26 protein-coding genes and 1 tRNA gene are annotated in these 25,652 nt (G+C 66.6%); 9 read left to right on the top strand and 18 right to left on the bottom strand.

Going from position 1 to position 25,652, the window contains the following annotated elements; translation table 11 throughout:
- Window positions 1–714 precede the first annotated feature (714 nt).
- The gene (locus tag NJQ44_RS02640; protein WP_254273135.1) at window positions 715–2,943 is read left to right on the top strand and encodes a glycoside hydrolase family 3 N-terminal domain-containing protein; all 2,229 of its coding nucleotides are present in this window, start codon (window positions 715–717) and stop codon (window positions 2,941–2,943) included.
- 295 nt (window positions 2,944–3,238) lie between these two features.
- Here NJQ44_RS02640 and NJQ44_RS02635 read toward each other — a convergent pair whose 3' ends face one another.
- Together NJQ44_RS02635 and NJQ44_RS02630 are read right to left on the bottom strand one after the other, a co-directional pair.
- A complete protein-coding gene (locus NJQ44_RS02635; protein ID WP_254273134.1) occupies window positions 3,239–3,433 on the bottom strand; it encodes a DUF1328 domain-containing protein in 195 nt (64 codons plus the stop codon).
- Window positions 3,430–3,768: an amphi-Trp domain-containing protein gene (locus tag NJQ44_RS02630; protein ID WP_254273133.1), complete on the bottom strand. Its 339-nt coding sequence runs from the start codon at window positions 3,766–3,768 to the stop codon at window positions 3,430–3,432. Before NJQ44_RS02630 ends, NJQ44_RS02635 begins: the two co-directional genes overlap by 4 nt.
- Before the next feature lie 254 nt (window positions 3,769–4,022).
- Here NJQ44_RS02630 and NJQ44_RS02625 point away from each other — a divergent pair, with 254 nt between their 5' ends.
- Both NJQ44_RS02625 and NJQ44_RS02620 read left to right on the top strand, forming a co-directional pair.
- Complete coding sequence (locus NJQ44_RS02625; RefSeq protein ID WP_254273132.1) at window positions 4,023–4,685, top strand: helix-turn-helix domain-containing protein; 663 nt, start codon at window positions 4,023–4,025, stop codon at window positions 4,683–4,685.
- A gap of 311 nt (window positions 4,686–4,996) precedes the next feature.
- Window positions 4,997–5,329, top strand: coding sequence for a hypothetical protein (locus NJQ44_RS02620; protein ID WP_254273131.1), 333 nt, complete (start codon window positions 4,997–4,999; stop codon window positions 5,327–5,329).
- Between the two features lies 1 nt (window position 5,330).
- On the opposite strand, the gene NJQ44_RS02615 is transcribed toward NJQ44_RS02620, so the two are convergent.
- The 8 genes from NJQ44_RS02615 to NJQ44_RS02580 all read right to left on the bottom strand — a co-directional run bounded on the left by NJQ44_RS02615 (window position 5,331) and on the right by NJQ44_RS02580 (window position 9,871).
- Window positions 5,331–5,687 carry a rhodanese-like domain-containing protein gene (locus NJQ44_RS02615; protein WP_254273130.1) on the bottom strand — a complete coding sequence of 119 codons (357 nt, stop codon included), beginning with the start codon at window positions 5,685–5,687 and terminating at the stop codon, window positions 5,331–5,333.
- A gap of 40 nt (window positions 5,688–5,727) precedes the next feature.
- Window positions 5,728–6,270, bottom strand: a complete 543-nt coding sequence (locus tag NJQ44_RS02610; protein WP_254273129.1) for an NUDIX hydrolase — start codon at window positions 6,268–6,270, stop codon at window positions 5,728–5,730.
- Window positions 6,267–6,671, bottom strand: a complete 405-nt coding sequence (locus tag NJQ44_RS02605; RefSeq protein ID WP_254273128.1) for a hypothetical protein — start codon at window positions 6,669–6,671, stop codon at window positions 6,267–6,269. Before NJQ44_RS02605 ends, NJQ44_RS02610 begins: the two co-directional genes overlap by 4 nt.
- Entirely contained in the window at window positions 6,671–7,084 is a 414-nt protein-coding gene (locus tag NJQ44_RS02600; RefSeq protein WP_254273127.1) for a DUF5809 family protein, read from the bottom strand. Before NJQ44_RS02600 ends, NJQ44_RS02605 begins: the two co-directional genes overlap by 1 nt.
- 24 nt (window positions 7,085–7,108) lie before the next feature.
- A complete protein-coding gene (locus NJQ44_RS02595; protein ID WP_254273126.1) occupies window positions 7,109–7,546 on the bottom strand; it encodes a DUF5810 domain-containing protein in 438 nt (145 codons plus the stop codon).
- A 40-nt stretch (window positions 7,547–7,586) separates the two neighbouring features.
- Window positions 7,587–8,081 (bottom strand): GNAT family N-acetyltransferase, encoded by a 495-nt coding sequence (locus tag NJQ44_RS02590; protein WP_254273125.1) that lies wholly within the window; start codon window positions 8,079–8,081, stop codon window positions 7,587–7,589.
- Window positions 8,082–8,400: 319 nt separating this feature from the next.
- Window positions 8,401–9,483, bottom strand: a complete 1,083-nt coding sequence (locus NJQ44_RS02585) for an aminopeptidase (RefSeq protein ID WP_254273124.1) — start codon at window positions 9,481–9,483, stop codon at window positions 8,401–8,403.
- 58 nt (window positions 9,484–9,541) lie between these two features.
- The gene (locus NJQ44_RS02580; protein ID WP_254273123.1) at window positions 9,542–9,871 is read right to left on the bottom strand and encodes an SHOCT domain-containing protein; all 330 of its coding nucleotides are present in this window, start codon (window positions 9,869–9,871) and stop codon (window positions 9,542–9,544) included.
- A gap of 105 nt (window positions 9,872–9,976) precedes the next feature.
- Between NJQ44_RS02580 and gnd the strand changes: the two genes are divergently transcribed.
- The 4 genes from gnd (at window position 9,977) to NJQ44_RS02560 (ending at window position 12,565) form a co-directional block, all read left to right on the top strand.
- Window positions 9,977–10,879: a phosphogluconate dehydrogenase (NAD(+)-dependent, decarboxylating) gene (gene gnd / locus NJQ44_RS02575; protein WP_254273122.1), complete on the top strand. Its 903-nt coding sequence runs from the start codon at window positions 9,977–9,979 to the stop codon at window positions 10,877–10,879.
- A 112-nt stretch (window positions 10,880–10,991) separates the two neighbouring features.
- The gene (locus tag NJQ44_RS02570; protein WP_254273121.1) at window positions 10,992–11,573 is read left to right on the top strand and encodes a 2Fe-2S iron-sulfur cluster-binding protein; all 582 of its coding nucleotides are present in this window, start codon (window positions 10,992–10,994) and stop codon (window positions 11,571–11,573) included.
- A gap of 49 nt (window positions 11,574–11,622) precedes the next feature.
- Window positions 11,623–11,695, top strand: a tRNA-Arg gene (locus NJQ44_RS02565).
- A 150-nt stretch (window positions 11,696–11,845) separates the two neighbouring features.
- Complete coding sequence (locus tag NJQ44_RS02560; protein ID WP_254273120.1) at window positions 11,846–12,565, top strand: CPBP family intramembrane glutamic endopeptidase; 720 nt, start codon at window positions 11,846–11,848, stop codon at window positions 12,563–12,565.
- A gap of 13 nt (window positions 12,566–12,578) precedes the next feature.
- Here the strand turns inward: NJQ44_RS02560 and NJQ44_RS02555 are convergent, their stop codons facing one another.
- From NJQ44_RS02555 to NJQ44_RS02525, 7 genes are all read right to left on the bottom strand, one after another.
- Window positions 12,579–13,805 carry an aminotransferase class V-fold PLP-dependent enzyme gene (locus NJQ44_RS02555; protein ID WP_254273119.1) on the bottom strand — a complete coding sequence of 409 codons (1,227 nt, stop codon included), beginning with the start codon at window positions 13,803–13,805 and terminating at the stop codon, window positions 12,579–12,581.
- Between the two features lie 137 nt (window positions 13,806–13,942).
- Window positions 13,943–14,590: a DUF624 domain-containing protein gene (locus NJQ44_RS02550; RefSeq protein WP_254273118.1), complete on the bottom strand. Its 648-nt coding sequence runs from the start codon at window positions 14,588–14,590 to the stop codon at window positions 13,943–13,945.
- A gap of 2 nt (window positions 14,591–14,592) precedes the next feature.
- Window positions 14,593–15,462: a carbohydrate ABC transporter permease gene (locus NJQ44_RS02545; protein ID WP_254273117.1), complete on the bottom strand. Its 870-nt coding sequence runs from the start codon at window positions 15,460–15,462 to the stop codon at window positions 14,593–14,595.
- A complete protein-coding gene (locus NJQ44_RS02540; protein ID WP_254273116.1) occupies window positions 15,455–16,378 on the bottom strand; it encodes a carbohydrate ABC transporter permease in 924 nt (307 codons plus the stop codon). The genes NJQ44_RS02545 and NJQ44_RS02540 overlap by 8 nt, the downstream gene beginning before the upstream one ends.
- 9 nt (window positions 16,379–16,387) lie before the next feature.
- The gene (locus tag NJQ44_RS02535; RefSeq protein WP_254273115.1) at window positions 16,388–17,782 is read right to left on the bottom strand and encodes an extracellular solute-binding protein; all 1,395 of its coding nucleotides are present in this window, start codon (window positions 17,780–17,782) and stop codon (window positions 16,388–16,390) included.
- A 33-nt stretch (window positions 17,783–17,815) separates the two neighbouring features.
- Window positions 17,816–18,955, bottom strand: a complete 1,140-nt coding sequence (locus tag NJQ44_RS02530; RefSeq protein ID WP_254273114.1) for an ABC transporter ATP-binding protein — start codon at window positions 18,953–18,955, stop codon at window positions 17,816–17,818.
- Window positions 18,956–19,016: 61 nt separating this feature from the next.
- Window positions 19,017–21,128, bottom strand: a complete 2,112-nt coding sequence (locus NJQ44_RS02525; protein WP_254273113.1) for a GH32 C-terminal domain-containing protein — start codon at window positions 21,126–21,128, stop codon at window positions 19,017–19,019.
- 123 nt (window positions 21,129–21,251) lie between these two features.
- Between NJQ44_RS02525 and NJQ44_RS02520 the strand changes: the two genes are divergently transcribed.
- Window positions 21,252–23,468, top strand: coding sequence for a TrmB family transcriptional regulator (locus tag NJQ44_RS02520; RefSeq protein WP_254273112.1), 2,217 nt, complete (start codon window positions 21,252–21,254; stop codon window positions 23,466–23,468).
- A 74-nt stretch (window positions 23,469–23,542) separates the two neighbouring features.
- Entirely contained in the window at window positions 23,543–24,556 is a 1,014-nt protein-coding gene (locus tag NJQ44_RS02515) for a Gfo/Idh/MocA family protein (protein WP_254273111.1), read from the top strand.
- Here the strand turns inward: NJQ44_RS02515 and NJQ44_RS02510 are convergent.
- The gene (locus tag NJQ44_RS02510; RefSeq protein ID WP_254273110.1) at window positions 24,543–25,604 is read right to left on the bottom strand and encodes a zinc-dependent alcohol dehydrogenase family protein; all 1,062 of its coding nucleotides are present in this window, start codon (window positions 25,602–25,604) and stop codon (window positions 24,543–24,545) included. The genes NJQ44_RS02515 and NJQ44_RS02510 overlap by 14 nt on opposite strands.
- Window positions 25,605–25,652 lie beyond the last annotated feature (48 nt).

Genomic DNA, 25,652 nt, shown 5'->3' with positions numbered 1-25,652 from the left:
AATCTGGTACTATTTCGTTTCACCATAGAACACATGCAATCACAAGACACAACCGCTGCATTATAGTTGTTATTATGTCATGTAGTCGTCGAAGTAAAATAACTCAGTAACTTCTACCGCCCTCTCTCGAATCCAGCAGTTTCCCCGCAATTGGCGGTTTCCAGGTCGAACGCGCCCGCGAAGGCCTCGTTCGGAACCGCCCACGCCAGCCATACCATGGATAACACATGTACTTTCGTTAGTTCCGACAGCGGCAGAGCGGCGTCTGCCCCGGCACCGATGACTGGCATCGACCGCACCGGCGAGAGACACCCAGTCGCCGTGATTCGAAGGTGAGAACGACCGGTATCTCCGCTTCACCACGCATCCATACGCTAAGTTAGGACCACACCGCCTTTACGGCTTTTTCAGCTATTCTATCCAGAATAGCACAGTAGTAGCATTATTTATGGCCCTATATTCGTTTTTGCCAGCATTACGACCCAGTTTAGCGGTACTATTCCCATAATTCACACAGTAATACACTTAATTGGATTTGAATAATCGTCTATTTCAGAAACTGGAAAATCTGGGACCGAATATTCATCTATATCGTCCTATTTGCCATTCGCACCGGAAAATTGCCGCACACCGTGGCGGACCGCAGAAACCCGGGACTATCACGTTTGACACCGAGCGTGGTGGTTTATATCCGCAGAGGACAGGCCACAGTGTATGGCAACGCAGGCCCAGACACTGCTGGACCAACTCCCGCCCGAACGGCGGGCCGAGGTCGAAGAGCGCGTCGAGTCGCTGCTCGCCGAGTTGTCTCTCGAGCAGAAAGTGGGACAACTGAACCAGTTGAACGCCGACTTCGCGACGGGAACCGCCGTCGGCGACATGGACGTCGAGCAAGGGATTCTGGACGGGGACATCGGGTCGGTGCTCAACTTCGCGGACGTAGAGGAGGCGCGACACTTCCAGGAACTGGCGGTCGAGGAGTCCGACCACGGGGTGCCGCTCGTGTTGGCCCTCGACGTCATCCACGGCCACCGGACGATTTTCCCGATTCCGCTCGGCGAGGCCGCGTCGTGGAACCCGGAGATGGCGGCGCTGTCGGCGCGCGTCGCCGCGACCGAAGCGGCCGCCGACGGCGTCCACTGGACGTTCGCGCCGTCGGTCGACGTCGGCCGGGACCCCCGTTGGGGCCGGGTCATGGAGGCCGCTGGCGAGGACCCGTACCTCGCCAGCGAGATATCGAACGCACGGGTCCGGGGCTTTCAGGGCGACGACCTCGCCGCCGATGACACCGTTCTCGCGTGCGCAAAACACTACGTGGGCTACGGCGCGTCCGAGGCGGGCCGGGAGTACAACACCGTCGACATCTCGGAGACGAACCTCCGAGAGGTCCACCTCCCGCCGTTCGAGGCCTGTCTGGACGCGGGGGTCGGCAGCGTCATGAACGCCTTCAACCTCTACGAACGCATTCCGGCGAGCAGCAACGAGACGCTCGTGAACGACCTGCTGCGGAGCGAACTCGGCTTCGAAGACGTGGTCGTCTCGGACTGGAACTCGTTCGGCGAACTCGTCGAACACGGCGTCGCCGGGGACCTGCGCGAAGTGGCACGGGCGTGTATCGAGGCTGGTTCCGACGTCGACATGGTCAGCGGTGCCTACGCGACGGAACTGGTCGAACTCGTCGAAGACGGCGTCGTCGACGAGTCGCTCGTCGACGCGGCAGTTCGACGCCTCCTGACGGTCAAAGGTGCCCTCGGCCTGTTCGAGGACCCGTACCGGTACTTCGACGAGGAGCGCCAGTCCCGGCGGATACTCACCGAGGACCACCGCGAGGCCGCCCGCGAGGTTGCGCGCGAATCACAGGTCCTCCTGCAGAACGAGGGTGACGTGTTGCCCGTGGACGACGGTGCGTCGGTGGCGCTCGTCGGTGGCCTCGCGGACAGCGCGACCGACATGCTGGGTGCGTGGCGCGCCGAGGGCGACCCCGACGACGTGACGACGCTCCGCACGACGCTCGCGGACCGCCTCGACGACCTGACCTACGTCGAGGGGTGTTCTCGCGACGGGGCCGTCGACGACGCGCAACTGGCGGCGGCGGTCGAAGCCGTCACGGCCGCGGACGTGGCCGTCGTCGCCGTCGGCGAGCGGTACAGCCAGACCGGCGAGGCGGCGAGTCGCGCCCACCTCGACCTGCCGGGCGACCAGCGGCGACTCCTCGAAGCACTCGTGGAGACGGACACGCCCGTGGCCGCCGTCCTGTTCAACGGCCGACCGCTGGCGATAGACTGGACCGCCGAACACGTCCCCGCCATCCTCGAAGCGTGGTTCCCGGGCGTCGAGGCGGGGCCCGCTATCGCCGACGTGCTTCTGGGCGAGCACAACCCCTCCGGCCGCCTGCCCATGTGCTTCCCCGTCACCGAAGGTCAGATTCCGATCTACTACAACCGTCTGCGAACCGGGCGGCCCGCCGAGAACGCCGACGTGGACCTGACCGAACCGCCAGCGGACCCCGCGGAGAAGTACATGTCGCGGTATCTGGACGTACCGAACGAACCGCTGTACGCCTTCGGCCACGGCGAGACCTACACCGAGTTCACGTACACCGACGTGTCACTCGACACGGCGACTATCACCTCGGCAGACACGCTTTCGGTCACCGTGACGGTCGAGAACACCGGCGAACGGTCCGGAACCGAAGTCGTACAGGTGTACCTCAACGACCTCGTCGCCAGTCGCGCGCGGCCGGTCAGGGAACTCGTCCGGTTCGAGAACGTCGACCTCGACGCGGGCGAGGCCGCGACCGTCTCGTTCGAACTGACGGCGGCCGACCTCGAGTTCTGGACGGCCGACGACGAGTACGCCGCCGAACCCGGCGAGTTCGAGGTACAGGTCGGCCGCGCCGCCGACGACATCGTCGCCGTCGAGACGTTCGAACTGGTCGAGTGAGGCCGGTCGGTTCGGCCAGCACGACCCGTGGGGCCGTACCGACAGCGTCCGATTCGCCGTACCCGCGCACGGAACACGGTGCGACACGGTGATTCGATGTGCGCCGCCGTTCGATGAACGAGTTTTTCACCGACGGCGGGGTATCATCTGCTGGTGGCGATGACGAACTGTTACCCCCGCTGAGCCCCTTGTGACGATAGCTTCACCCGAGCCACCACACTCACAGACGGCCAGCGTCGGCTCTGCGCGGCGGGGCACCCACAGCGTGGAATCGGTGCGTCCCCTGCGACCGAGGTCAGAGGAGGAGCGAGACGATTGCCAGCGCGACGAAGAGGATGATGAACCACTTCGCGATTTGCATGCTTATCCCGGCGACGTCGCGCGCACCGACGAGTGCCGCTCCGAGCGCCAGCACGAAAAAGAGGACCGCGTACTGGAGGAACTCGCCCGAGAATAGCTGGAGCGGTGCGACAGTCGGTGCGGGCGTCATCGTATCTCCAGTTCGTCCTCGCCGTCGTCCTCGTCCTCCTCGACGTCCCACGTCAGTTCGAAGTCGACGGCCTGCCGACGCTCGCCGCCGACGAACGACGTGTCGGAGTCGACTTCGACCTCGAACGTCAGGTGGTCGGGCGGGTTGATGGTCGTGCTGTCGCTGCCGACCATGAACGTCACGCGGCCGTCGTTCGGCCGCGCGTCTCGCCGGTTGGGCTGCCCCGGCGTCGGGGCCGCCTCGCCCTCGGCGGTGTCCAGTTGCGCTGCGAACTCGCGGAGGTACTCGGCGACTTCGCTCCGCGTCATCTCGTGGCTCGAATCGAGTTGTGACATCGTGCACAGCGACGTACGGCCACGTCGACGATGAGCGGTGTCCCTGCAAGCGCCGGGCCGACGCCGACGACGAACCGCGGCCTCGGTGTGGGCCGCCTGCGAGCGACCTAGCCGCGCCTGTGCATGCAAGTCCCAGTCGAACCGGCGGCGGCCGCGTCGGTCAGTCGCACCGGACCAGCATGGCCCGGATAGTTCAGGGCGGTTCGACAGCGGGAAGACGAGTTGTTATTGTCCTGCCCACAAATGTCAACACAATGTCTACAATCGTCATCGGGACCGTTCCGGCGACGGAGTTCGCGCTGGAACACACGCTGGCGGCGGTCCCCGACGTGGAGTTCGAGTGCGAGCGCATCATCGAGAGCGGCGACGACACCGTCATGCCGTTGCTCTGGGCGCGTAACGCACCCAAAGAGCGTCTCGACGAGGCGTTCGAGGCGGATGCGAGCGTCGAGAACGTCACGCTACTCGCGGACTTCGGCGACGAGTACCTCTATCGGATGGAGTGGGTCCATCACATCCAACTGTTGCTGGGGATGCTCACGAACTCCGAGGCGACCGTTCTAGACGCCTACGGGCGAGACGACCACTGGCGGCTTCGAGTGTTGTTCCCGACGCGGGACGCCTTCTCGGCGACGCACGAGTTCTGTAACGAACACGGCCTCACCTACGACGTGGAGTCGATTCGCGAGATGGACGGCGAACCCGCCGGTCGGTTCGGCCTCACCGAGGGGCAGTACCGGGCGCTCGTGCTGGCGACGCAACGCGGGTACTACGAGGTCCCACAGCGGCACACCCTCGAAGAACTCGCAGAGGAGGTGGGCGTCACGCATCAGGCCCTCTCAGAACGGCTTCGACGTGGGACGGCGGCCCTCGTCGAAGACACGCTCTTGGTAGGGGCGGTCCCCGACGAGACGTGAGACCGCCGCGACCCACACGACGGTGTGGCGGCGCTGAACCCGTTCGTTTCCGCTAGAGAACCCCCCGACAGCGGCCCGTTCGAACCCGGAGATTCGGCTGATGAAACGACCCCCAATAGCCTATCGAGGCATCGGGACCCGAGCGGGTACGAGGCGGACATAGCGAATGAACGGTTTGTGAATGTCTTTCGGTATTATCGAGACATCGGGGAAGAGATATTCAACATATCGAGAGTATTACTGCATATAATCTCGATGTCAGCAAGCATTTTACACTCGCAACGGAGTACACTGTAGTAGTATATTCTCACATGATTCGTATCCGACCGACGACCTCACGCTCCGCCCCTTCGTGTTCGGGGCTCTCCGCGGACGACGGCGAGTGGCGACTCGACCCGAGTCGGTATCGGCGGTTCACCGCCGAAGTGACCGGCATCGAACTGACCGAGAATCTCGGCGCGTCAGAGTATTACCGCATCAGGAACCGACTCGAAGCGTTCATCGCCGAGCGAAAGCGCGACGGCGAGTGGTCCGCCAGCCTCGTCGAGCGCTACCCCGACGTGAACACCCTGGAGGAGATCGTCTCGCTCACCCGCTTCCTGCGGGAGTGTCACGACTGCTGCCTGGAAACCGAACTCGCCTGACTCAGAACGGGGCGTCCGGGCCTTCGTCTGCGGCCATCGTCTCCGGCTCTCCGTCCGCTAGCTCGCCGTCCCACCCGGAAAGGCCGGGTTCGAAGCTCTCCACCTGTCCGTCGAATCCCTCGTAGGAAGCGATGAGACGGGCGGCCTGTACGCTGGATTTGCCGTGCGGGCACACCGTCACGATTCGGTCGGCGTCCGCGAACCGCTCGACGTTCTCGACTATCGAGGGGAACGGGACGTTCTCGCTGCCGGGGATGTGGCCCCGCCGGAACGCCGCTGGCGACCGGATGTCGACCACGCGCGCCTCGTCCGCTTCCAGTAGCGACCGGAGTTCCTCGCTCTCGATTTCGCCGTCCATATCCACCCGGTGGCGGTCGACGCCTAAACGTCCACCGGACTCACAGCAGGCCCTCTGCTCGGGCCAGCAGAATCCCCTCGATTGTGGCGTCGTTGGCCGGTTCTCGCCGGGCGACCGCCAGCGCGTCTTCGACTGGGACAGTCGTCACGGAGAGGAACTCGTTGTCGTCGAGATTCCGGTCGACCGGTTCCAGCCCCTCCGCGAAGACGATTCCGCGCCGGTGGCGGAGCACGCCGGTCGAACACCAGAACTCCTCTAGCAGCGAGACGCCAGCGGGGTCGAACCCGGTCTCCTCCCGGAGTTCGCGCGCGCCAGCGGTGGTGTAGGACTCGCCGTCCTCGACGATTCCGGCGGGCAGTTCCAGACACTGCTCGCGGATGACCGGCCGGTACTGGTCGACGAACACGAGTTCGTCGCCCGTGCGCGCGACGACGACGACGGCGTCGGGCAGTTCCGCCCAGTAGTAGTCCTTCTCGGAGCCGTCGGGTTGCCGGACGCGGTCGTAGCCGCCGGTGTACCACCCGGTTTCGTACTCCCGCTCAGACTCGACGACGGGCCACTCGTGGGTCGGGTCGCGACTCATGGTCGTTGTGTCACCGCGAGGCGGTAAAGCGTACCGTCGTGCCGGACGCGTACCGCGTCGCCGTCGGTCGCCTCGGGATACCCCTGCGTGAGCGCGTCGAGTTCGTCGAATGGCGAGTGGGTGAACGCCCCCTTCACCCCGATGGGGCCGCGCCAGTAGGGGTCGGAACTACCGGCGGTGTCGTTCGAGGCGTTCCCCAGCGCGCCGTAGGTGTAGGGATACCGCCGCTCGGACAGTGCACTCGCGTTAATTGCGGTCGCGTTCGCGTCGTCGGCGGCGGGCGTCGCCGTCAGGTAGTACGGGTCGCCGCTCTTGAGGTAACTCGGCAGCGCCCCCAGCGCCAGCAACAGGACCACGACGACGGCCATCCCCAACAGGAAGTTGCGGGTGACCGTCCGCATCAGACGACCTCGCGATAGATGCCGCCGAAGGCCTGTCGGCGGAGGGTGCTGACGGCCGCGCCTCGCTGCTCGTGGAACGTCGCCGCCACCGCTTCGTCGCTGAAGTCGGGCGCGTGCCAGACGACGTTGTCGACGTTGTCGGAACCGACGACGGTGACCTCGTGGTCGGCGTCGTCTCGCCACGCCTCGAACTCCTCGCGCGTGCCGACGGTCACCGCGAGCGATTCGGCGAAGAGCACGTCGCGGGCCGTCTCGACAACCTCGCCGGTGACTCGCTCGCGATACTCGTCGGCGTCGAGGCCCATCGCTTTGGCGACCTCTTTGACCACGACCTGTGCGGTCGGGCCGAACGACTCGTAGCGGTCGCGCGCCTCGGCGACTGTCGACGGCGAGAACTGCCCCTCTGTCTCCATGTCCACACCTATGGAGTCGGCGGCTTACTGGGTTTCGTCTTCGGCCGACGAGTCGGTCTCCTCGTCGTTCTCTTCCAGCATCTCCCGCGTGAGGTCCCGCGCTTCGGCCAGCACCGACCGATCTTCGTCGCTCATCGCGGCCTGTCCCTGGTGGCTGTCGGCCCCCGACGGGAGGTCGCTCGCGGGCGTTCGGCCGTGGCTGTGGCCGTCGCTGTGGTCGTGTCCCTCGTCGTGGTCGTCCAATCCGCTCTCCTCGAACACCTGCGGGAACTCCGTCTCCTCGGCGTGGTCGACGACCACCTCGGCGAGTTCCGACTCGCCCATCTGTCCCCAGTCGTCGACGTGGTCGTCCAGCCACGCCGCGTGGTCGTCCCCGCCGGTCATCGCCGTGAACGCGAGGTGGTTCGCGAGGTGGCCCGCGTCGGACTGCGGGTCCCCACAGACCGGACAAGTGTATCCCATAGTTCGACGGAGGCGACCCAGCCGTATATTCCGTCGGGTTTCAGAACAACCGAACCATCACGAGGGCGTCCGCGCCGTTGCTGTAGTAGTTCGGAATCGTCTTGCGGTGCTCGAAACCGAACTGGCGGTAGAGCCGTCGCGCGCCGTGGTTATCCGCTCGCACCTCCAGTTTGACCGACCCCGCCCCCGTCGCCGCGAGGACGCCCAGCGCCCGCTCTAACAGCGCCGTCGCGACGCCCGTCCGCCGGTACTCCTCCCGGACGGCGAGGTCCTTGACGTGGCCAAGCGGCGTCCCGTGGTTCGGGATGGCGTCGGCGACGACGTAGCCCGCGACCGTCGGCACGCCGTCCTCGTGGTCCGTCTCCGCCACCAGAAAACCGGGTTCACCGAGGTAGCTCTCCAGCGCCGAGAACGGCCACGGCTGTGGGAACGACGCCTGCTCGATGCGGTGAATCTCCAGCAGGTCGGCCCGCTCGGCCTGCCGAATCGGCAGCCCGTCGGCCCCGTCTGGTCCGTTCGGTGCGACGGTGGTCACGGTCCAAGGTATGCGGTAGCGACACATAGGTGTTGTCGCCGTCCCCGCGGCCGCGTGGCCCACCCCTCGAAGTTGTGAATCGTGTGTCGCACCGCCGCACAGCATCGCCTCGGCCGGAAGGTTCTTACCTCCGAATGCCGAAGCTACGGGTGCACCCACTTTGGGTGCCACCACCCCCCACCCCCCACCCCTCTTTCGTACTTCGACATTCGCGAGCGACTGCCGTCGGCTGGTATCTGTCACGCGCCTCGCTACTCACGGTTCGCCTCGCTCACCGTTCGGTCATGTCGAGGCCCGCTCACTCCGTTCGCGTGCCTCGCTACTCCCACCGAAACTGCCCATCTTCCTGCACGAGTTCGCCGTCGACCTCCAGCCGCGACCCCTCCCCCATCGTCGTGATGAGGTCCTCGTGGACCGCGCTGTCGTTCCCCGATTCACCTTCGGGAAGACAGGCGTCGTAGGCCCGGCCGAGCGCCAAGTGGACGGTGCCGCCCATCTTCTCGTCGAAGAGGATGTTGTCGGTGATGCGGTCGACGCCGCGGTTCATCCCGATGCCGAGTTCGCCGAGTTTTCGCGCCCCGGCGTCGGTCTCCAGTACTTCCTCGACGACCGCTTCGCCCTGTTCGGCCGCGAAGTCGACGACGACGCCGTCTTTGAACGTGAGTTCAACGTCCCGAACCCGTCGGCCCTGAATCGTCATCGGTACGTCGAACGTGACCACGCCCGCGGTGTCGTACGGTGCGGTGAACACCTCGCCCGACGGGAGGTTGTGCGAGTCGTAGGCGACGCTCGCGGCGGAGTTGACCGCGGTGCGGCCGTCGATGCGCATCGTGAGGTCCGTCCCGTCGGCGACGAGTCGGACCTCCTCGCCCGCGTCGAGGATGTCCTTCAACCGGGCCTGTTCCTCGGCCAGCGCCTCCCAGTCCCGGAGCGTCGCGTCGTAGACGAAATCACGGTAGGCCTCGTAGGCCATCCCGGCCTGCTGGGCCATCGCCCGCGTCGGGTGCTGGGTCGACACCCAGTCGGTGTCGAGGCGGGCCTCCCGAATCCCGCGGCGGGCCTTCGAGTAGGCCTGACGGCGCTCGCCGGGAACGTCGGCGCTCCCGGCGGTATTTCGCGTCCCCTTCAGAATCAGGACGCTGTCGGCCCGGTCGTACAGCGCGAGTTCGTAGTCGGGGTCACTCTCGAACGCGCCGTCGTGCGCGCGGAGGTACGCTCGCGTGAGTTCGTCGGAACTGTACGTCGCGAGCAGGTTCGCGCCGCAGTCGCCGAGTCGCTCGGCGACGGCGACGCCGAGTTCGTGTGCCCCCTCGTCGACGCTGAGGACCACGTCGTCGCCCGCCTCGATGCGGGCGCTCCAGTCCACCAGCGTCCGTGCGTGGTCGCGTACGCGTTCGTCCATATCCCGTCCACGACGGGCGAGCGGGAAAGCGTACCGCTGTCGTGCGGTCCGACTCCGTTCAGCCCTCTGTCTCCAACAGTCCTTCGACCCGGGTCTCGAACTCCCGCTCGTCTATCTCGCCGCGGGCGTACCGGTCGCGCAGCGTCGCCAGCGGGCCGTCGTCCGTTCGTTCCGTTCGCCGTTCTGCCGCCGCCTCCCGTTCCGTCTCCCGCCGTTTCGCCAGTCCGAGCGCCAGCGGAAGGACGCCGCCGTACCCCACGGGGAAGGCGACCCACGCCCACGGGATACCGAGGGCGAGGCCGCCGAGGCCGACGACGAGGACGGCCATCGAGATACCACCGGCGAGCGCCGCGTGTGTCGCCTCCGTCGCGTTCCTGTGCGTGTGCATGCGAGTGGCTACGTGCTCGGCCAGTATAAAACTGAGTGAATACTCACTAAGTACTTCGCCGCGCGAATCGCAACCCCTACACGTCCGGTCGGAGAGCCTGTGCGTATGGAACTGGGAGTCATCGGACTCGGACGCATGGGACGAATCGTCGTCGACCGCGCGCTGGACGCGGACCACGACGTGGTCGTCTTCGATATCGACGCGGACGCGGTCGCGGACGCCGCCGACGCCGGCGCGCGGCCCGCCGACTCCATCGCGGACCTCGCCGACTCGCTGGGCGAGGACAAGCGCATCTGGCTGATGGTCCCCGCGGGCGACCCCGTCGACGCCGCGCTGGACGAATTGGAAGGGCTAGTCGACGGCGACGACGTGGTGGTCGACGGCGGCAACTCCTACTTCGAGGACTCGGTCCGCCGCGCGAAGGCGACGGACGCCGCGTATCTGGACTGCGGGACCTCCGGCGGCCCCGCCAGCGCCGAGAACGGCTTCTCGCTGATGGTCGGCGGCCCGCAGTGGGCCTACGACGAACTCGCACCTGTCTTCGACGCCGTCGCCACTGGCCCCGCGGGCCACGACCGCATGGGTCCGGCCGGGTCGGGCCACTACGTGAAGATGGTCCACAACGGCGTCGAGTACGCGCTGATGCAGGCCTATGGCGAGGGCTTCGAACTGCTGGCGAACGGCCGCTACGACCTCGACCTCGAAGCCGTCGCCCGAACGTGGAACAACGGCGCGGTCATCCGCTCGTGGCTGCTCGAACTCTGCGAGGAGGCGTTCCACGAGGAGGGCAACGACCTCGGCGACGTGGCCGACCGGGTCGAAGGCGGCTCGACGGGCACGTGGACCGTTCAAGAGGCGCTCGAACAGGAGGTTCCCGTGCCGCTCATCTACCAGTCGCTGGCCGAGCGGTTCGGGTCGCGCGCCGACGACGGCCGCTTCGCCCGCCGACTGGCGAATCGCCTCCGCTACGGCTTCGGCCGCCACGAGGTCCCCCGCCGCGGGGAGTGAGTCGCCGACGGCGACCGCCACCCCGTCGACCGCGGCGACTCGAATCCCGCGAGCGCGCGTCGAAACGGGCGAATCCAAAGCTTAGTTAAACCAGTACTCCATAGCCGCGCACATGGTAGAACTCGCAGGCATCGCCGGTGGGGTCACGCTTACCCTCGTCGTAGTGGCGTTCCACTACGCGAAGGGGACCGGCTGGGAGGCACCCGAGGACATCTCCCAAGAGGTCCTCGAACAGCGCGCCGCGTCGGTTTCGGAGACGGAGTTCCCCGAACCGTACAACCGCTCTATCGGCGGTGGCGGCGCGGCCGCCATCCCCGCTGGCGAGGCCGAGGGCGAACTCGCCGAGGGCGAAGAAGAAGCGGCCGACGAAGGCTTCGACCCGGACTCCATCGCCGACGACGAAGTCGAGTACTACGACATCGAGTTCGCGAAGGAGGGCGCAACCATCGAAGTCGCCAACAACGAAACCATCCTCGACGCTGGCGAAGACGAGGGCTGGGACCTGCCCTACGCCTGCCGACAGGGCCAGTGTATCTCCTGTGCGGGCCACATTCAGGACGGCCCGGCCGAGGACTACATCCGCCACAGTCAGAACGAGTCGCTGTTCGAGGACGACATGGACGACGGCTACTGTCTCACCTGCGTCGCCTACCCCGTCGACGACTTCACTATCGAGACCAGCGAGTCCCCCTGATTCGCCGGTTCACAACTGTTAAGCGCGTTTCCCGAGAACGATTCTCTGTGGGCGGCTAGTTCAGCGGACAGAACGCCTGGTTCCGGACCAGATGGTCGGGGGTTCAAATCCCTCGCCGCCCGCTATTCTGCGAGGAGCGGGCGTGACGAGCAAATAGCGAACCGAAGAGGGATTTGAACCCAGGCAGTCGCGCGCAGCGAAGCGAGCACGTCTGGCTCCGGTTCAAAACCCTCGCCGCTAACACTTTTCTCGCCGACAGTCGAACGAGAGGTATGACGGCGCCATCGACGGGCGGCCCTCCCGCAGACGCGGTTCGTGCGCTCGGCACGGTGCTCGGATTACTGGTCGCCGGACTGGCAGTCAGCATCGGCTTCGGTGCGGTGTTCACCGTGCCGCTGGTGCTGTCCGGCGCGACCCTCGACAGTCCGCTGACGTTCCTCGCCTTCGCGGCCGTCGGTCAACTCGCCTTCCTCGTCGTCGGCTACGCGTACCTCCGGCGACACGGCGGCGTGCCGATACGGTGGCCGACGCGGGGGGAGGTCCGGTACATGGGCGTCGGACTGGTCGTGACGCTCGCGGCCGCCGTCGGCCTCAGCGCGCTGTTCGCCGCGCTGGGCGTCGCGCCGGAGGGGAGCGTCTTCGAGGACCCCATCACGCAAGACCCGCGGGTCGCGCTGGGATTGGCGGCGCTCTCTCTCGTTCTCGTCGCACCGGCCGAGGAGTTGCTGTTTCGCGGCGCGATTCAGGGTCGGCTTCGGCGGTCGTTCGGCCCCGTCGCGTCGGTGGCGCTGTCGAGCCTCGTCTTCGGGTCGATTCACCTGCTGAACTTCACGGGGTCGCTCGTCGGCGCGTTCGCGGGAGTCGCCGTCGTCACCGTCGGCGGCCTCGTCTTCGGGACGCTGTACGAGTGGACCCGGAACCTGCTGGTCCCCATCGTCGTCCACGGGAGCTACAACGCCGTCCTCCTGACAATCGCGTTTCTGACTCTGTGAACCGCCGTCGTCCTCAGCCGTCGAGCGCCGCGAGAACCCGGTCGACGGCGTAGTCGGCCTCCGCGTCGGTCAGACACATCGGGTTGAGAACGATTTCGTCCTCGTGGAGGCCGTCCGCGCCGACGTAGACCCGGGGGTCTTCCGCGCGGAGTGTGGCGACGAGTTCGCGGGCGGCGGTGTCGACGGCCGCCAACGAGACGACGGCCTCGGGGGCGACGCTCGAACCGCCGGGTTCCGTCGTCGTCACGGCCAGCCCCGCCTCGCGGAGTCGCGCCGCGATGCGCTCGGTCCGGTCGACCCACGACCGCCGGACGGCGTCTCGGTCCTCGTCGAGAAACGCCTCGAGCGCGCTGACGAGGCCGACGAGTTCCTCCTTGCCGACCTTCATCGAGCGGCCGATACCCTGTCGCGGGACGCCGTCGAAGTTGGCGCGGTCGACGAGTCCCTCGGGCGGAGTCCACACGTCCGCGGCGACGTGCATATCGAGGTGTTGGACGGCTATCGACTCGACGTAGCGGCGTTTCCCGGCGACGATGCCCGTCGTCTGCGGACCGCGGATGCCCTTCCCGCCGCTGAAGACGACCATGTCGGCGCCGTCGTCGACGAACGCCGAGAGGTTCTCGACGGGCGGCACTTCGGCGGCGGCGTCGACGATGACCGGGACGCCGTTGTCGTGGGCGATGTCCGCGACCACGGCGAGCGGCGGCCGAGTGTAGTCCTTCTGGACGTAGCCGACGGCGGCCGTCTCGTCGGTTATCGCCCGGTCGAGTTCCCACGGTTCGACGCTGGTCGCGCCGGTTCCGAGATGGGGGTCGTTGGTCCCCACGTCGACGATAGTCGCGCCCGCCGCACGGAGCGCGTGGTCGTACCCCGTCCGATGGGTCCGTGGCATCACGATTTCGTCGGCGACGCCACTCGTGTCGGGCAGGCGGTCCATCACCGACACGTCTCGTCCGGCGATTGCCGCCGCCGCAGACAGCGTCAGACCGGCGGCGGCCCCGCTGGTGACGTACCCGGCCTCCGCGCCGGTCACGTCGGCGACGAGGTCGGCGGCCCGCGCCTGCAGGTCTCCGAGTTCCACGAACTCGTCGGCGGCCCGGCGCATGTCAGCGAGCGCTTCGGGGCGGATGCGACTGCCGCCGATTCGGGTCTTCGTCCCGGCCGCGTTGACGACGGGCGGGACGCCCAGTTCACGGTACACGGAGTCGTCGTCGATGGGTGTGGGAGTGTCCTCGGGCATGGTGCGTTGCCCGCTCCGATACCGTCGGGGACGGGCGCGATAGCCGACCAACGGGGAGTCGCGGCATAAATCCGGAGCCTTCGCCGACGGTGAGTGCGAGACAGGCTTCAGCGGCGAGAGAAGGAGTCGCGCGGCGGTCAGCAGGCCGCGGCGTCGGCCGTCGTCGCGGATTCGGGCGGCCGGTCGTCGACAGTCTCGACGACGGCCACCTGGAGGGAGAACGCGACGCCCGCGAACAGGAGGACGAACGCGACGGTGAGGACGGCGGTCACGGCGAGGACGACGAGCGACAGCAGGCCCGTCGCCAGCGCGGGCGTCGGGTGGCGCGCGAGCCAGCCGACGCCGTAGCGGAACGCCGCCACCGGGTCGGAACCGCGCGCCAACTCGACGTACGTGGGAACCAGCGCGAGGGCGACGTACAGCGCGACGTAGGCCGCGACGAGCGCGACGACTTCGCCAGCCAGCGACCCCGTCCGGAGCGCGGTCACGCCGTACGTGACGGCGACGGCACCGAAGGCGACGGGGACGCCGCTGAACAGCGCGCTCGCCGCGCCGTTCTGCCGCAAGACCGACCAGATGTGGCCACGGTCGATGCGGTTCCGGTCGCTCCGAAGGTCACGGATGGCGACGTACACCGCCAGCGTGGCCGGGCCGATGGTCACCAGCGGGAGAGACGCGAGGGTCCACAGCAGGCTCAACAGGGCCAGACGGAGGCCGTTGTGGTAGACGAATCCCGGCACGTCGGCGACGGCGCGACGGAACGCCGCTTGGTCGGTCCCGGTCATCGTCACCCCGTCCCCGCCTGCATCTGGACGCTGGAGATGAGTTTGTCCTGGAACAGCAGGAAGATGATGAACAGCGGGAGCGACGCCAGCGCGAGCGAGGTCATGATGACGTTCGGCGCGAGGGCGTTCACGTCCCGCAGCGTCACCACACCGACCGGCAGCGTGTACAGCGCGTCGTCGTTCAGGACGATGAGCGGCCAGAGGAACTGGTTCCAACTCCAGATGAACACGAACAGTCCCAGCGCGGTGAGGATGGGCGTCGACAGCGGCAGGATGATGCGCGCGTAGATGCGCAGCGACGAGAAGCCGTCGAGGCGGGCCGCCTCCTCCAACTCCTCGGGGATGTCCCGGAAGAACTGGACGAGCAGGAACACCCCGAGCGGTCCGGCCGCGAAGGGGAGGATGATGGCCCAGTAGGAGTTCATCAGGCCGAGGTCGTTGATGAGCGTGTACAGCGGGATGATGTTCACGTAGCCCGGAATCATGAAGCTCGCCATGATGACGCCCAGAATCAGGCCCTGCCCCGGCCAGTCGAGTCGGGTGATGGAGAAGGCGATCATCGAGTCGACGAGCAACACGATGGCCGTCGTGATGCTGGCGATGGTGAGCGTGTTGAACGCCCACTGGTAGATGATGGGTTCGTCGACCAGATACCGCTGCCACACCGCCAGCGTAACCTCCGGCGGTATCCAGTGGAATCCGCCCTGAGAGAGGACGCTCATCGGCGTCACCGATAGCTGGAACATCCGCCAGTAGGGGACGAAGAACGCTATCGCCAGCCCGTACATCACGACGTACAGGCCGATGCGGTAGAGCGTGTCCCGGTCGGTCACCCGTTCGGTCAGCGACTGCGTCGCGTCGGCGTTACTCATCGTTGCCTCCCACGAGGACGTAGTTGAGCACCGACACGCCGACCAGTATCAGCAGGAGCGTGTAGCCGACGGCGGCCCCGAACCCGAGTTCGCGCGTCTGGAACCCGAGTTCGTAGAGGTAGTACACGAGCGTCTCCGTGTTGCCGACCGGGCCACCCTTCGTCATCAGGTACGGCTGACCGAACACCTGGAACTGGAAGATAGTCGAGGCGATGACGACGAACAGGAGCGCGTTCTTCATGTGCGGGAGCGTGATGTCCCGGAACATGCGCCACGGCCCGGCCCCGTCGAGGCGCGCCGCCTCGTACAGTCGCTCGGGGACGTTCTGTCGGGCCGCGAGCAAGACGGCGAAGTAGAATCCCGCCTGCCACCACACCGTCGTGATGACGATGACGGGCATGGCCCAGAACTTCGAGTTCAGCGGCGACCCGCTGAACAGCCACCCGAAGTACTGCGTGCCGACGCCGCCCTGTGCGAACATCTGCGCCCAGATGATGCCCACGACGGAGACGGTCAGCACGTACGGGCTGAAGTAGACGAACTGGAGGAGGCGAGACCCCTTCAGTTCCTTGTTCAGGCCGAGCGCGAGGACGAGGCTGAGGCCGACGATGAGCGGCACCGTCATCCCCACGAACTCAAGTGTGTTCCACAGCGCGTTCCAGAACGCCGGGTCCTCCAGCAGTCTGGCGTAGTTCTCCAAGCCGACGTACGTCGACTTCGACGGTTCGAGGAAGTTCCACTCGTGGAGGCTCATGTACAGCCCCTTCAGGAGGGGGTACAGGAGGAACACCGCGAACAGCACGAGGTACGGGGCGGCGAACAGCAGCCCCACGAGTAGCTCCCGGGTGGACCGGTCGAACAGCCGCTCCCAGCGGCTTGCGGTCCGGGTCTCGGTGGTCGCTTCGACGTTACTCATGGTCTATCCTCACTGGTCGAGGGCCTGCCGGAGCGCGTCGGCGCTGCTTTTCACACCGGACTGCACGTCGGTGTTCTGGAGGTACATGTCCATGAACGAGCCCCAGTACCGGTCGCTGTTGATGTTGACCGAAGTCTTGGGCTGGTAGCGGACCTGCCCGTTGGTGACCATGTCGTACATCGTCGAGATGGTGCCGTAGTCCTGCCAGAGCGCGGTGTTCTTCACCTCGCTGGAGGTGGCGACGGACTCCGCCGCGGGCAGGTGCCCACCGGCCGACGCCCACAGCGTGTTGTTCTGCGTGACGTACTCGGCGAACTCGACGGCGGCCTGCTTCTCGGCCTCGGAGTGGTTCGGGTTCGTCGGGAAGTACAGCGAGTTGGACTCACACCACGCCACCTCGTCGCCGTCGCCGGGGAACATGAACGGCTTCTGGAAACTGAAGTCGAGGTCTTCGGGGAGTTCGCCGTTCTCGTTCTCGAAGTTGTTGACCGACCACGTCCCGGCGATGAACATCCCGAGGTCACCCGAGAGGAAGTCCTGCACGCGTGCGGCGTCGCTCTGGAACTGCGGGATGTCCCAGCCGCGCTCGCCGGTGATGCTGGCCATCAGTTCGGCCGTCTCCATTCCGACCTCGTTGTCGTAGACCACCTCGTAGTTGCCGGGTTCGCCGGTGACGACATCGCCGCCCGCCTGCGTGAGGGCGATGATGTACGCGCGGAAGGCGGCCTGCCCGATGTTCCAGTTGAGGAACGAGAAGGCCCGCGAGTCAGTGTCGCTGACGATGGTGTCACAGGCGTCGGAGAACGCCTGCCAGTCGGTGAAGTCCGGGTCGACACCGGCCGACTCCAGCACGCTGTCGTTCGTGTACAGCGCCTTGCCGTGGATGTCGATTGGCAGGGCGTACGTCGACCCGTCGACCTGGAGGTTGTTCCACGCGATGTCGAAGTACTCGTTCTTCGCGCCGTCCGAGAGGTAGTCGTCGATGGAGTGCGTGACGGGTTCGAGGTGGCGGCCGAACGAACCGTAGTAACTCGCGACGTGGGGCGCGTTGCCGGAGTTGACCGCGGTGAACAGTTTGTTGAGGAACTCGGCAAACGGGATGCCCTGTGCGTTGACGTGGATGCCGTTGTCTTGGGCGTTGAACTCCTCGATGAGCGCCGTCATCTCCTCGCGCTCCTGCGCGCCGAAGTACATCCAGTAGTCGATTTCCACGTCGCCGCTGGACGCGCCGTCGCCGCCGCTGCTCCCGTCGCTACTGCCGCCGCCACCGCCGCCACCGCCACCGGTCAGTCCGGCACATCCGGCGATGCCCGTCGCGAGTGCGGCCCCGCCCGCGCTCAGCGCGCGGCGGCGAGTGATTGTGGTGCTGTTCGAGGCGTCGGTTTCGTTGGTGTGTTTCGTCATGGTATCTGGTGTCGCTTGCCGTTGGTTGTCGTGCTATGCGGTGACCGAGGAACCGTCGGCCTCGGCGGTCATGCCCTCGTCGACGACGAGGTTCTCGCCAGTCTTCGCGTCGAAGACGTGCAGGTGCTCCTGCGGGAGCGTGAACTCGACCGTCTCGCCCCACTCGAAGCGGGTGTTGCCGTCGACGCGGACCGTCCACTCCGTGTCGCCCTTCGAGAGGTAGAGGTAGTTGTCGCTCCCCTCGTGTTCGAGAACGTCGAGCGTCGCCGTGACCGTGTCAGCACCGTCCGTGTCGACGGTGACGTGTTCCGGCCGGATACCGAGGACGAGGTCGTCGCTCCGGGCGTTCTCGCGGACGACTGTCGAGAGGTCGCTCGGGATTGCGTACTCGAAGTCGTCCCCGTAAAGGACCCCGTCGTCCAGCGACACGTCGAAGAAGTTCATCGAGGGAGACCCGATGAAATCGGCGACGAACCGATTGACCGGGTCGGCGTACACCTCGGCGGGCGTGCCGACCTGCTGAATCGTGCCGTCCTTGAGGATGACGATGCGGTCGGACATCGTCATCGCCTCCGTCTGGTCGTGCGTGACGTAGACGGAGGTAGTCTCCAGTTCCTCCTGGATGCGCTGGAGTTCCGTGCGCATGTGGAGGCGGAGTTTGGCGTCCAAGTTGCTGAGCGGTTCGTCGAACAGGAACACGTCGGGTTGCCGGACGATGGCGCGGCCGGTGGCGACCCGCTGTTGTTGGCCGCCCGAGAGGTTGTTCGGCTTCTTGTCCAGCAACTCGCCGATACCCATCATCTCGGCGGTGTCCTCGACGCGGCGCTGAATCTCCTCGCTGTCGAGGTCCGTGGTCAGTTTCAGTCCGTAGGACATGTTCTGCCGGACGCTCATGTGCGGATACAGCGCGTAGTTCTGGAACACCATCGCGACGCCGCGGTTCTGCGGAGCGATGTTGTTGACCACCGTATCGCCGATTTTGATTTCGCCGCCGGTGATGTCTTCCAACCCGGCAATCATCCGCAGGAGCGTCGACTTCCCCGAACCTGACGGACCGACGATGGTGAGGAACTCCCCGTCTTCGACGTCGAGGCTCACGTCGTCGACGGCACGTATCGTGCCAGCGTCGGAGTCGTACTCCTTTCGTACATTGTTGATTATGATACGACTCATCGCCACAACAACTCGGCCCCATCCATATCAAGTTTTCCCAACTCCAGTGAATAATCCTTCTTCATCTCGATAACTCCCACACGTCGAGGCGCTCGACGGTCACGTCGGCCTCCGCGGCGTACAGGCCGAGACCGGTGCTGTCGGCCCGCGTGGGGTAGATTCGGGTCGCCAAGGCCTGCGCGTCGTTGGCGAACAGTTCGACCACCGAGCGGTCCAGAAACAGGTGCAACGAGAAGGTGCCGTCGTCGTCGAGGTTGATGGGCATCCGCGCCGGGGAGTCGTCGACGGCGTCGCTGACCGACGATTCCGACCGGTCCACGACGAGAGAGCGATACTGCGCCAGACAGCGGACGACCGTCCGCTCCTCGCCGTCGGGCGTCTCCCGCAGGACGAGGCCGAACTCGCCGACGTTGTCGGCGTCGACGGTCAGTTTCACCTCGACGGTGTCGCTCTCGATGTCGGCGAGCGGATTCGGTCCGTCGGGCGAGACGGTGAGGTCGCTGAACGAGTGATGGGTCTCGCGGAGGGCTTCGAGTTCCTCGGGCAGCGAGTATTCGGGCGTTCCCTCGTCGGTGAGCGAGACGACGCGTGGGAGCGACATCGCGCCGGACCACCCGGCGTCCCACTGGGCCTCTGCGTCTCGCTCCTCCTTGAGCCAGCCGAACATGATGGTCCGGCCGTCGTCGTCCTCGAAGGACTGCGGGGCGTAGAAGACGCCGTGGTCCAGCAGTCCGTCGTCGCTGGGGTCGAACGCGTGGGTCGCCTCGTCGTACTCGCCGACGAAGTACGCCACCTTCGCGTAATCAGAGACGTGCAAGAGCGCGCCGTCGTCGAAGCGGAGCAGTTCGGGGCACTCCCACATCGGCCCGGTCTTGCGCCAGTCTCCGGTCAACAGCGGGCGGCAGTACTCCCACTCGACGAGGTCCGTCGACTCGAACAAGAGGGCGGCCCCGCCCTCGCCGTCGATACCCGACCCGATTAGCTGGTACCACGTCTCTCCCTCCTTCCAGACGCAGTGGTCGCGGAACTCCCCGCGCCAGTCGATGCTGTCGAGGACGTCGACGCCCGCGGGCGTCTCCTCGACCAGCGGGTTCGCCGGTGACTTCTCCCACTCGACGAGTGAATCGTCCGTCGCGCGGGCGAGACACGGCAGTTGGTCCCGCCCGGCCCCGCCCGTGTACAGCACGCTCGGGGTCCCGTCGTCGTCGACAAAACACCCCGACCAGACGCCCGTCTCGTCGGGACCGCCCGGGTCCGGTGCGAGCGCTATCGGTTCGTCCTCCCAGTGGACGAGGTCCTCGGAGGTGGCGTGGCCCCAGTGGATAGTGTCGTGGAAGGGTCCCGCCGGATTGTACTGGTAGAACAGGTGGTACGTGCCGTTCCACTGGACGAGGCCGTTGGGGTCGTTGAGCCAGTTCGCGGGCGGCGTGAAGTGGTACGCCGGACGGTTCGTCGCGTCGGGCACGGCCTCGCGGAGCGCTTCGAACGCCGCGCGTTCCTTCGGTCGGCCGACCGTCGCGGGGTCCTCGCCCGCGCCCGCGACGTAGGCCAGACAGTTGTCGAGAAGCCGTTCTTGGAGGTCCGTCTCCCGGTCGTCGAGGCCGTGGCCGACGCCGACGACGCGGCCGTCGCCGTGGCTCCACCGGAGTACCGACTTCTTCGCGGGGTCGTCTTCCCCGTCGGTGGTTCGGGCCGCCAGTACGTCGGCGTCCTTCGGGTACAGCGTCTCGTAGTGGACGGAGACGGCGTCACCGGTGGCGGCGGAATCGGGACGGAGCGTGCCGATACCGTCGAATATCGGATGGTCCTCGTACGCGCGACGGACGAGAAAACCGCTCTCGTCTCCATCGACGGAACCGATGGCGTCGGGCGCGTGCGTCTCGATTCCGACGTGCGACGCCGCTTCGACGGCCCCGTGCGTGAGGAGGAGGCCGCCACCGTCGGCGACGAACGACCGGATGGCGTCCCCCGCGGCGTCGAGTGCCGCCCGCGCGTCGGCGTCCAGCGCCGACTCGCGGTGCCACCACAGCGCGTCGTAGTCTTCGAGACTGTCGACATCGAGCGCGGAGAGCGCCAGCGTGTCGGTGTCGTCGGTTGAATCGACGGCACCGACGGTGAGGCGGGCCGTCTGTGAGGGCGTGTCGTTCAGTAGTGGGCCGTCACGAGCATTCATTTTCACAACTATCGTGAGGAAAGTCTATACTATTATGTGTATCGGTGTGGTATAGTGTTTCATGAGCACGACCCGCAGGCTCGTTCAGCAAACGGCTTATTTCGGAAGCCCTAGCATCGACCAATGACCGCCGAGGACGACGCGAAGCTCGCCCTCCTTCGCGAGACGTTGCAAGACAACGTCGACCTGACGACTTACGAGACGGAGGTGTACCTCGCGCTGGTTCGGGGTGGAACACAGACGATGACCGACATCGCCGAGACGAGCGACGTCCCGAAACAGCGCGTCTACGACATCGTCGACAGACTCCGCGAACGCGGGTTCGTGGAAGTCATCGACGACTACCCGCAGAAGGCCTACGCCGTCGACCCCGGTGAGGCGTTCTCCTCGATACGCGACCAACTCTCGCGCGCGGAGGGATACCTCGAAGAGCTTCACGAGACGGTCGAAACCGTCGAGAGCGGCGTCGCCCTGTTCAAGAGCGAAAGCACCATCAAGCGGTACGTCAGCGACCTGTTGCAGACCGCCGAACAGGACATCCTCCTGTTGGTCCCAGTCGGCCGACTGCCGTCGGTCGTCGACGACTTAGAACAGTGCGTCGACCAGCAGATACGCCTCATCGTCTCGAACGTCTCGCCGGAGGAAAAGGAGCGCGGGACGCCGGACGTGTCGATTCCCGACACCGTCGACGAAGTGCGACTCGTCTCGACGCGCGAGGACTTCGCGCTCACCGCCGACCGACAGCGGGGCCTCTACTGGGTGCAGGAGGGCCACGACTACGTCGACGACGAACGCCACGGCTACTACATCACGAATCCGAGTCTCGCGATGGTCCTCGACCGGTTCGTCTCCGAGTCCATCTGGCCGCTGGCGAAACCGCTGGAACGGTCGACCGGACGGCCGACGCTCCCGAAACAGTACATGCGCATCCGCGACTGTCTGGCCGACGTGTCGGTCCTCACCGAGAGCCAACCGGTCGACGCCTTCGAAATCACCTTCCACGGGTACGACACCGAGACGGGCGAGGAAGTGACCAAACAGGGGACGCTGACCAGTTACTACTACACGGAGTACGACATCCGCGCCTCGCTGACGCTCAACGTCGACACGGCGACGGACGAAGTGAGTTCCCCGATGATTACCGTCGGCGGCGTCGGGACGCGGAACGTCGACTACACCGCCGACACCATCGAACTCCGGCAGAACGGAACGAGCCACACCGCCGCTATCGACGACGAGACGCGACGCCATCTGGAGGCGTGTAAGGCCGAACTCCCGACCGAGTTCGGGAACGGGTCGGTTGCCCTCTGCTTCGACGCGTTCATCGACCGGATGCGGGAGTTCATCCAGCGCCAACCCGGCGGCGAGTACGAGCAGATTCGGCAGTTCGACTCGTTCCGGGAGGCGCTCGTCCGCTACGAGGCCAGCGAGTCCCCGCCGCGCGTCGAGTGGCGACAGACGCGCACCGAACCAGGCGGCCTCGTCGCTCACGTCGGCAGCGTCTTCGACGAACTCGGCTACGACGTGACCCTCATCGGCCGTATGGGCGACCCGATTCGCTCGGAATTCGCCCGCCGCTTCCGCAACCAGACGCTCGTCAGCCTCGGACAGACCACCAGCACGGACTACGTCTGGTTCGAGGACCGGAAGTTCCTGCTCACCGAACCGAACCCCGAACCGCTCGATTGGGACCGCATCGTGGACCGCATCGGCGCGTCGGCGTTCGCCGAGTATATCGACGGGAAGTCCGTCCTCAGCATGGGGTCGTGGTACTCGACACCGGAACTGGCCGACGTCATCGAGCACCTCGGCGAGGAGGTGTGGCCGATGCTCAGTTCGCCGCCGCGCCACGTCCACTTCGTCCCCGGCGAAGTCGACCAGCTATCGGCCGCCGAACTGGAACGCGGGTGTGCGGCGCTGGCGACGCTCGACGACACCGTTCCGGTGACGGTGACCGCGAATCGGAACCAGACGCGGCGGTTCCGCGATACCCTGCTGGACAACGGCGACGAGACGGCCCCGACCGTCGAGCGAGTGCGGGACCGCCTCGACGTGACGCGGTACGTGATGCACTCCCAACGCGGCGCGACGCTGGCCTCGCACGAGGGCGTGCTCTCGGCGAAGGCCCCGCAGGTCGTCAATCCCCACCAACTGCGCAACGTCGACGAGCACTTCCTCAGCGGGATGACCCTCGCACTCGCCGAGGACCTCTCGGACGGCGCGGCCCTGGTCCTCGCGAACACCGTCGCCAGTTACTTCATGCGCCACAACAAGGCTCCGGAGTCCCGCGAGATTCGGGCGTTCATCTCCGAGTACGACGCTTTCTTCGCCGAGTCGTAGGCGAGTCGGGGTCGGCGGGAACCCATCCCCACCCGGCGGTGAGTTTTATCCCCCCGATAGCCGTCGACTTCGGTATGACCGTCACTATCGCCGCCCTCGGACTCGGTGGACTCGGCCGCCGAGAATGTGCCCACTACGCGTCGTTCGACGACGTGACTCTCGTCGGCGGCGTCGACGTTTCGCCCGACGCTCGCGAGACGTTCGAAGCCGAGTTCGACCGGCCCGCCTACGAATCGACCGCCGACTTGCTCGCCGCCCACGAGGACGAACTCGAAGCCGTCAGCGTCTGTACGCCCCACACGCTCCACCACGAGCAAGCGATGGCCGCGATGGACGCCGACTGTCACGTCTTCGTCGAGAAGCCGCTGACGACGGAACTGGCGACGGCGCGGGAACTGGTCGCGACGGCCGACGAGCGAGGCCTGGTGTTGCAGGTCGGCTTCCAGCGGCACTTCGACCCGTTGTTCCGGGAACTGCGCCGCCTCGTCGACACCGGCACAATCGGTACTCCCACGGCCGTCAACGCCTACCTCGGACAGGACTGGATAGACCTGCAGGCGGGAACCTGGCGCACCAACCCCGGCCTGTCCGGCGGCGGCGAACTGTTCGACTCGGGGACCCACCTCGTCGATGCGATGCTGTGGACGCTCGACGCGGAACCGGCCGCCGTCACCGGCATCGCCGACAAGCAGGGCCACGACGTGGACGTAAACAGCGCGCTGGCGGCGACGCTTGACCGGAACGGCCAGCGCATCACCGCCTCGGTCTGTGTCTGCGGCGACGGCACCGACATCGTGCCCGACGACGGCCTGACCATCTGGGGGAGTGAGGGGCACATCTCGCTTCGGGACGGGACGTTGACCGTCACGACGCCGGAGTCGACGCGTCGAGTCGAAATCACCGAAGCCCGGGACTTCGAGACGCTGACCCGCGAAAAACTCCGCAACTTCGTCGATGCCGTCGAAGGCACGGCGGAGTCAGTCGTCACCGGCGAGTACGGTCTCGCGGTGACGGCCTTCCTCGAAAGCGCCTACGAGGCCACCGAGCGCGGCGTGACGCTCGAAGTCGACGACCTCAGAGCGCCGTGACGACCTCCACGCCGACGGTTCCGTAGTCCGTCATCGCGGCGAGGCGGTCCGACACGTCCGCCAGTCCGACGCGGCGGGTGACCAGTTCGCCGGGGTCGACCGTCCCGTCGGCCACGAGCGCCAGCAGTTCGTCGTACCGCGACGGCGGCATCCCGCGGGACCCGAGGAAGTCCACGTCCCAGCGGGTCATCCAGTCGGTCGGGAGAGCCACCTCGCCCCGTTCGGCCTCGGTGGTCAGGCCCACCTGGACGTGTCGCCCGCGCGGGCGGAGCGAGCGGACGCTGTTCCGGCACGTCTCCGCGCGCCCGAGCGCGTCCATGGAGACGTGTGCCCCGCCGTCGGTCGCGTCGTGAATCGCCGCCGGCACGTCTTCGGTGGCCGACGCGTCGACGGTGGCCGCGGCCCCGAGGTCACGCGCCAGTTGGAGCGGTCCGTCCCGCAGGTCAACGGCGACGACGCGCGCGCCCATCGCCGCGGCCAACTGGACGGCCGCGAGTCCGAGGCCGCCACATCCGTGGACGGCGACGCGTTCCCCGGTGGCAACGTCGGCCCGGTGTGCGAGGGCGTGGTAAGCGGTGACGTACCGACAGCCCAGCGCCGCCGCCGCGTCGAAGTCGACGGCGTCGGGGAGTTCGGTGAGGTTGTACTCGGCCCGCGGAACCGCCACTCGCTCGGCGAACGCACCGGGGGCGTCGCGCTCGAATCCGAGCGCCCACCCGTCGGCACAGACGTTCCCGTGGCCGTTCCGGCAGTGGCGACACGTGCCGTCGCCGAGGTTGAACGGCACGACGACGCGGTCGCCGACCGCTATCGAGCGGACCCGCTCGCCCGTCTCGACGACCCGCCCGGCCGGTTCGTGGCCGAGCACCTGTCCCAGCGGCACGTCGTCGTCGGCCCACTCGCCGTGGCCCCGCCACGCGTGCCAGTCGCTCCGGCAGATGCCGCAGGCCTCGACGGCGACGACGGCCCCGTCGGGGTCGGGCGTCGGCGGGTCGATGTCGCGGATTGCGAGCGGGTCGCCGTACGATTCGAGGACTGCGGCGCGCATAGGTCGTCGTTCGCGGGCGGGCCTGAAAACAGCGGGGGCAGTTTCAAA

The organism is Haloarcula marina (assembly GCF_024218775.1).
Lineage (GTDB): Archaea > Halobacteriota > Halobacteria > Halobacteriales > Haloarculaceae > Haloarcula > Haloarcula marina.
This window is presented reverse-complemented; position numbering and strand designations above follow the sequence as displayed.

Coding starts and splice junctions, on each gene's coding strand:
- NJQ44_RS02640 (WP_254273135.1), top strand. CDS start 715: ATGGCAACGCAGGCCCAGACACTGCTGGACCAACTCCCGCCCGAACGG.
- NJQ44_RS02635 (WP_254273134.1), bottom strand. CDS start 3,433: ATGACGCCCGCACCGACTGTCGCACCGCTCCAGCTATTCTCGGGCGAG.
- NJQ44_RS02630 (WP_254273133.1), bottom strand. CDS start 3,768: ATGTCACAACTCGATTCGAGCCACGAGATGACGCGGAGCGAAGTCGCC.
- NJQ44_RS02625 (WP_254273132.1), top strand. CDS start 4,023: ATGTCTACAATCGTCATCGGGACCGTTCCGGCGACGGAGTTCGCGCTG.
- NJQ44_RS02620 (WP_254273131.1), top strand. CDS start 4,997: ATGATTCGTATCCGACCGACGACCTCACGCTCCGCCCCTTCGTGTTCG.
- NJQ44_RS02615 (WP_254273130.1), bottom strand. CDS start 5,687: ATGGACGGCGAAATCGAGAGCGAGGAACTCCGGTCGCTACTGGAAGCG.
- NJQ44_RS02610 (WP_254273129.1), bottom strand. CDS start 6,270: ATGAGTCGCGACCCGACCCACGAGTGGCCCGTCGTCGAGTCTGAGCGG.
- NJQ44_RS02605 (WP_254273128.1), bottom strand. CDS start 6,671: ATGCGGACGGTCACCCGCAACTTCCTGTTGGGGATGGCCGTCGTCGTG.
- NJQ44_RS02600 (WP_254273127.1), bottom strand. CDS start 7,084: ATGGAGACAGAGGGGCAGTTCTCGCCGTCGACAGTCGCCGAGGCGCGC.
- NJQ44_RS02595 (WP_254273126.1), bottom strand. CDS start 7,546: ATGGGATACACTTGTCCGGTCTGTGGGGACCCGCAGTCCGACGCGGGC.
- NJQ44_RS02585 (WP_254273124.1), bottom strand. CDS start 9,483: ATGGACGAACGCGTACGCGACCACGCACGGACGCTGGTGGACTGGAGC.
- NJQ44_RS02580 (WP_254273123.1), bottom strand. CDS start 9,871: ATGCACACGCACAGGAACGCGACGGAGGCGACACACGCGGCGCTCGCC.
- gnd (WP_254273122.1), top strand. CDS start 9,977: ATGGAACTGGGAGTCATCGGACTCGGACGCATGGGACGAATCGTCGTC.
- NJQ44_RS02570 (WP_254273121.1), top strand. CDS start 10,992: ATGGTAGAACTCGCAGGCATCGCCGGTGGGGTCACGCTTACCCTCGTC.
- NJQ44_RS02560 (WP_254273120.1), top strand. CDS start 11,846: ATGACGGCGCCATCGACGGGCGGCCCTCCCGCAGACGCGGTTCGTGCG.
- NJQ44_RS02555 (WP_254273119.1), bottom strand. CDS start 13,805: ATGCCCGAGGACACTCCCACACCCATCGACGACGACTCCGTGTACCGT.
- NJQ44_RS02550 (WP_254273118.1), bottom strand. CDS start 14,590: ATGACCGGGACCGACCAAGCGGCGTTCCGTCGCGCCGTCGCCGACGTG.
- NJQ44_RS02545 (WP_254273117.1), bottom strand. CDS start 15,462: ATGAGTAACGCCGACGCGACGCAGTCGCTGACCGAACGGGTGACCGAC.
- NJQ44_RS02540 (WP_254273116.1), bottom strand. CDS start 16,378: ATGAGTAACGTCGAAGCGACCACCGAGACCCGGACCGCAAGCCGCTGG.
- NJQ44_RS02535 (WP_254273115.1), bottom strand. CDS start 17,782: ATGACGAAACACACCAACGAAACCGACGCCTCGAACAGCACCACAATC.
- NJQ44_RS02530 (WP_254273114.1), bottom strand. CDS start 18,955: ATGAGTCGTATCATAATCAACAATGTACGAAAGGAGTACGACTCCGAC.
- NJQ44_RS02525 (WP_254273113.1), bottom strand. CDS start 21,128: ATGAATGCTCGTGACGGCCCACTACTGAACGACACGCCCTCACAGACG.
- NJQ44_RS02520 (WP_254273112.1), top strand. CDS start 21,252: ATGACCGCCGAGGACGACGCGAAGCTCGCCCTCCTTCGCGAGACGTTG.
- NJQ44_RS02515 (WP_254273111.1), top strand. CDS start 23,543: ATGACCGTCACTATCGCCGCCCTCGGACTCGGTGGACTCGGCCGCCGA.
- NJQ44_RS02510 (WP_254273110.1), bottom strand. CDS start 25,604: ATGCGCGCCGCAGTCCTCGAATCGTACGGCGACCCGCTCGCAATCCGC.